General features: G+C 42.0%; 1 pseudogene. It reads right to left on the bottom strand.

The features are described from left to right. A pseudogene (locus tag M4I42_RS16905) lies at positions 1–997 on the bottom strand (IS1182 family transposase); the annotation flags it as partial. Positions 998–1,186: the final 189 nt, after the last annotated feature.

Raw genomic sequence — 1,186 nt, 5'->3', positions numbered from 1 at the left:
GAATAAGATAACACTTGGTTATTTGGACAAAGGTAACAATCAAAATGTTCGTCATATGCAAATTCAGATTTCCGAAAGAACCCATCTTTCGTTTTTGGACGAGTGTATGGCCAAATCGGATCAATCACTTGTTCTAGTAGGTATTTCGCAATGGCTGGCGTCTTGTATCCTGCATCGATGCACACGTCTTTTGGGCGCTGCTTCACTTCCTGTTTGACCCGTTCAAACAGTTCGAAAAAGGCTTGACTATCATGCACGTTTGCCGCTGTGACATAGGATTGAAGGATCCAGCCATGGCGATCGCAAGCCGTATGATAGGAGTAAGCAAATACTCGTTCGCGTTCATTTTTCACAAACATCCCACTCTCGGGATCTGTCTTACTGATCTTCACTTCTCGTTTTTTTTATCTGTTTCTGGCGGTAATGGAGATTTTCCATGTGCGGTGCGGTCTCGTTCAATCTCTTTTTCCAGTTCCTCTTGATATGCTTTCGCTTCGACTTCTGCCACTTCGGTGTTGAATTTTCTTTTGTTTGCACTCGCCTTCACATGGGTAGAATCAACAAATACGACACTTGGATCCACCAGCCCGTGTTGAAAGGCTTCTTCTAAGATTCTTGAAAAAATTTTTTGAAAGACGTCTGTACCTGCAAAACGTCGTGCGTAATTTTTGCTTGGAGTCGAATGATGTGGGACAGGATCATGAAGACTCAACCCTAAAAACCATCGATAGGCTACGTTTGTTCGAATTTGTTCCACCGTTTCACGCATCGAACGAATGCCGAAGATATAACGGATCAAGTACATTTTGAACAACACAACGGGATCAATACTTGGTCGTCCATGGTCGGGTGAGTATAGGTCTTTGACGATGTCGTAAATAAAAGAGAAGTCAATCGCTTTTTCTAGCTTACGCACAAGGTGATCCTCAGGAACAAGGTCATCAATCTTTACCGTTGTTTCCACATGTCTACGATCTTCTTGATGACGTTGAAGCATCCGATTTCCCCCTCCTATACCCTTATACCTATATATTAAAACAGCTTGTCGACTTTGTCGACAAGCTGAAACCTTGTGTAGCACAAGGTTTTAAACAAACATTTTATTTTCTTCTTTTCGGAAGAAACTCCTCATCGCCTGCAACACATCCGATTTTTGCTTCAAAATGTAGTAACGAAATTTTTCATC

The sequence above is a fragment of the Anoxybacillus sp. J5B_2022 genome, from assembly GCF_026847645.1.
In the GTDB taxonomy this organism is placed as follows: Bacteria; Bacillota; Bacilli; order Bacillales; family Anoxybacillaceae; genus Anoxybacteroides.
This window is presented reverse-complemented; position numbering and strand designations above follow the sequence as displayed.